At 62.1% G+C, this 4243-nt stretch carries 4 protein-coding genes and 1 pseudogene; 2 read left to right on the top strand and 3 right to left on the bottom strand.

From position 1 onward, the window contains the following. Positions 1–191: 191 nt before the first annotated feature. Positions 192–359, bottom strand: a pseudogene (locus FV234_RS26865) (integrase); the annotation flags it as partial. A gap of 450 nt (positions 360–809) precedes the next feature. After that, positions 810–1700, bottom strand: coding sequence for an ImmA/IrrE family metallo-endopeptidase (locus FV234_RS25315; RefSeq protein WP_147832378.1), 891 nt, complete (start codon positions 1698–1700; stop codon positions 810–812). A gap of 124 nt (positions 1701–1824) precedes the next feature. Between FV234_RS25315 and FV234_RS27030 the strand changes: the two genes are divergently transcribed. After that, entirely contained in the window at positions 1825–1956 is a 132-nt protein-coding gene (locus tag FV234_RS27030) for a hypothetical protein (protein WP_281407972.1), read from the top strand. Between the two features lie 8 nt (positions 1957–1964). On the opposite strand, the gene FV234_RS27035 is transcribed toward FV234_RS27030, so the two are convergent. Continuing rightward, on the bottom strand, positions 1965–2093 hold the full coding sequence (locus FV234_RS27035) for a hypothetical protein (RefSeq protein WP_281407973.1): 129 nt from the start codon (positions 2091–2093) through the stop codon (positions 1965–1967). Between the two features lie 102 nt (positions 2094–2195). Between FV234_RS27035 and FV234_RS25320 the strand changes: the two genes are divergently transcribed. Then, positions 2196–3364, top strand: a protein-coding gene (locus FV234_RS25320; RefSeq protein WP_147832379.1) for an IS3 family transposase whose coding sequence is annotated in 2 segments (ribosomal slippage) — positions 2196–2460 and positions 2460–3364 — 1170 coding nt in all. Because the reading frame shifts where the segments join, the coding sequence is not laid out codon by codon here. Positions 3365–4243 lie beyond the last annotated feature (879 nt).

Consider the following 4243-nt stretch of genomic DNA (forward strand, 5'->3'; position numbering starts at 1 on the left):
GCTCCACTCGGATGAAGGGAGCCACGATCGTCCGCCCAGGCCGGGCGACGCTCAATCAGCGCAGGGCGCTCGTCTCAATCCGAAAACCTCGAAGCTGCCACCCATCCCGCGCGAGCGGGTTCGTTCAACCACCCTTCTCGGACGAAAGGGCGCGGTAGGTGCGACGGCGTCAGGAGCCGCCGCGTTAAGTGTCAGATGTCGGTTTGCTCGGACATCACCAGCGCATCGTCCGCCTCTATGCCGAGGTAGCGCACGGTGCTCTCAAGCTTGGTATGACCGAGTAGCAGCTGGCAGGCGCGCAGGTTGCCGGTGCGCCGGTAGATGAGCGCGACCTTCGTCCGGCGCAGGCTGTGCGTGCCTTAGCCTGTAGGTCAGGAGGCCGACATGCTGGCTGATCACGTTAGGTTCGGAAAACAGCCCGTAAATCGAGACGACGGCCACGAGTCCGGGAAACACGGCGAGCAGGGCGAAAAAGGCAACGCCGCCGGCCGTGGTGAGCACGCGATCCTTCGACAGAGTCCACCCGGCGCGCCAGAGGATGTCCTTCCATCCTGCCTTCGGAATCTCGGAAGGACGACTCGCATCGCGGCCACGATCAGGCTCCCGCGCGCGCTGCCGTGCGGTTTTGAGGGCCGCTGCATCCTGCGAGCGCGTGGCGACCGAGCGCCAGTCGTCCCCTTCATCAACGTCCTGAACCACGGCGACGACCCTGCGAGGACTCGGTACCAGTGATCGCGATTGGATCCTGCTGACATCGGTTTAGCCGAAGTCGTAGCGGCGCGGAGCGTCCGATCCTGCAGGAGTGTCGCCTACCGTCGCCCTGAATGGAAGCGGTGGCGCCAGCCCTCCTCCAGCCTGCGCTCCTCCGCGCTTTCCTCCCGGACAGGTTCGAGACGCAGCAGGATCATCGCGAAGCCACTCTGCTGGAGGTACACCTGCTCGTAGAGCGACGGCACATGGAGATCGCGCTTCACATCGATCCAGAGTTCAGGACTGCACCCCGCGATGTCGCTCGGGATGCTCGGTTGATGCGAACTGTTGTGAAAGAGCGACTGCTTCGGGACCGGGCTTCCGACGGCACAGACGATGGCCGGGAAGGAGAGGCTGCGGTAGCAACGCTGCACCCGGCCGTTGCCCGCCACGACGATGGCGATCCGCTCGGCGTGGTACTGCACGTAGGCCCGGGCCGCCGTCTCCTTACCGACCGCGAATTCGCGCGCGAGCGCAAGAACGTGCTGCAGATCGGGCTCGCGAAACGCCGTCATACCCCCCCGTAGGAGGTGCGGAGGCATCAGCAGGAGGCTGGCAAAGCGGTTGGCCTCGACCTCCCTGCGCTGCCGCGGGTCGTCCGCCTTGGCCGTGATGCGCAGCATGTCGGATGTCTTGCACGAAAACCGGTCGGGCTGGTCGGGGATGTGGTGCGCCATCAGGAAGTGACCGAGTTCGTGCGCGATAGTGAAGCGGCGGCGCGGTTCGCCCCCGCGCCTGGCGAGGATGGTGCCGTCAGACCGCTTCGCGTCGGTGACTAGGCCGCCCTCGAATGCATCGGTGTCGAGGTCCTCGATCCTCAGGATGCCGAGGCGTGCGCACAGCTCCTGTATCGGCACGGGCACCTGAAGGTTCGGCTCGGCCTGTAGGATGCGTTTGACGAGCGCCTCCGGCGAGGCTGCGTCCGCGAGATCCTTCCTGCTGATCGGCATCCGCGGAGCGCCTTCCTGTCCCTGAACCGATCCATAAGGCTGCCACGCACCCGCGATCCCGAGACCGGACTGCAAGGGAGTTCACGCGAGCGGTAACCCAACCGCGCCATCGTGAGCAAAGGCCATGCTGGCGTGGGATGGCGGTCTCTTTGATCCCGACGGCGTCGGGGAAGCCAAAATCGCTGCCGCGCTTACCAAGGTGGCCCAGCGGCAAGCGCTGGGCGGAACAGCTTTTCTCATCTTCATGGACCGGTGATGTCGTGCTCAGAAGTCGAGCTTAGTCAACCCAAGCTGCGCATGCGCCTCGGCGGGCGTCATCAGCCGAACGGCCTTATCCGAAAAGCCAAGCGCACGCAGCCCAGCACGTTGCTGGTTTGTGATCATCAACGACACGGCGGGAACTGATGCAGGCGGGGTCTCCGTTCCACCATGGCCTGCCTCCTGAAAAGTGGTCCTCCCTGAGGTATGGCTTCGAGCCATGTGGAGGATGTTTTCATGGGACGGAAGAAGCATACGGCTGAAGAGATCGTCGCCAAGCTACGCCAAGTGGATGTTCTGGTCTCACAAGGTCGCAAAGTTGCCGAAGCAATCCGGTCCATTGAGGTGACCGAAGTCACGTATTATCGCTGGCGTTCCGAGTACGGCGGTCTGAAGGGGGATCAGGTCAAGCGACTGAAGTCGCTGGAGACCGAGAACCAGCGCCTTCGTCGAGCGATTTCTGACCTGACCCTGGAGAAGCTGATCCTGAAGGAGGCAGCCTCGGGAAACTTCTGAGCCCGGCTCGCCGCCGGGCTTGTGTCGACTACGTCGTTGCCGAGCATGGCGTGTCCGAACGCTTCGCTTGCCGTGTCCTGGGCCAGCATCGTTCGACACAGCGCAAATGCGCCGTCTTGATCGAGGACGAAGCCGCCCTGACGGCTGCGATCATCGCGTTGGCGCTCCAGTACGGGCGCTACGGCTACCGTCGGATCACGGCGATGCTCCGGCGTGATGGCTGGACGGTGAACGTGAAGCGCGTCGAACGGATCTGGCGACGAGAAGGGCTCAAGGTTCCGGCCCGCCAGCCCAAACGAGCGCGCCTTTGGCTCAACGACGGCTCGTGCGTGCGACTGCGGCCAGAGCGCCCCAACCACGTCTGGTCGTACGACTTCGTCGAGCACCGCACGTACAACGGGCGCAAGTACCGGATGCTGAACGTCATCGACGAGTTCACCCGCGAGTGTCTAGCCATCCGGGTCGCTCGCAAGCTGAAAGCGCTCGACGTGATCGATGTTCTCTCGGACCTGTTCAGCTTACGCGGTGTGCCAGAACATATCCGCTCGGACAATGGACCGGAGTTCATTGCCAAAGCAGTTCAGGCCTGGATCGCAGCGGTTGGATCAGCAACTGCGTACATCGAGCCGGGCAGTCCGTGGGAGAACGGCTATTGCGAAAGCTTCAATGCGAAGCTGCGCGATGAACTCCTCAACGGCGAGGTGTTCTACACCCTCAAGGAAGCCAGCGTCGTGATCGAACAATGGCGGAAGGACTACAACACCATCCGGCCGCACTCGTCACTCGGCTACCAGCCGCCTGCGCTACAGGTTGTCATCTGGCCACCTGAACCCAGCGGTTCAGCGCCGGTCGCCCACTCCGCCATCGTCACGCGACCGACAATGCACTAACTTCGAACCTGGGCCACTGAATGGGGGCAGTCCAACCAGAATGGGCGTTATTCGCTCCACGCAGTCGGTTAAGATATGATTCTTCTTCGGCTGCATGATCGAAAAGCGCTCGGAGATAGTCGTCGGCCCCTGACATCGGCGATGCTGCCTGCCTCCCTGCTGTACCAACGGCATACTCGGCCACCCATCCCTCTGGTAAGCCCGTCTTGACATACATCGCGTGCCGAGTTTCTCGCAGCAAGCGCAGACTTTCGCGGGCCCTCGGGGTGGGGCTGTCCATCCAGGAGGCTACTCAGAGGCAATGCATATCCGTCTCTACAAGTGCGCAGTTGACGAAGCTCCCGTGCTCGCGGTCTTCGACCGGACATTCCCCGTCTCTCATTCGTTCTTAGAACGCCGTGAGCATACCGAGGGTCGTCAGCATTTGAAACTTTTGTTGGGGTGTTCTGAAACTCTAATTGCTGAGCTTGACGGCTCAGTGCTGGCTTTATCACCGTGGATGATGAGGGCTACATCTCGGCGTTGTACGTCGGCCGCACCCGCATTGGCGCCGGATCAGCGCTGCTGCAAGCAACAGAGGGTCGTCATCGACACCTCTGGCTTCACGTTTTTCAAGAAAATTCTTTAGCTATAGAGTTTTATAAGGCGCGGGGCTTTGCGGTGGTCGATGAGAATATGCAGATCGATAGCCTAGGTCGACGGCACCGCCGGTACGCGATGGAGCGCGCCAACGGTTCAATCGTGTATCGGTATGATCCTCCCCCGGTTCCACGGACACCTCTGATACGCTCCTTGCGGGCGGGGAAGGTGTTTGATGGCCAAGACGAGACGCGAGTTCACCCCAGAGTTCAAACGCGAGGCGGTAGCGCTGCTGGAGAG

The sequence above is a fragment of the Methylobacterium sp. WL8 genome, assembly GCF_008040045.1.
GTDB lineage: Bacteria > Pseudomonadota > Alphaproteobacteria > Rhizobiales > Beijerinckiaceae > Methylobacterium > Methylobacterium cerastii.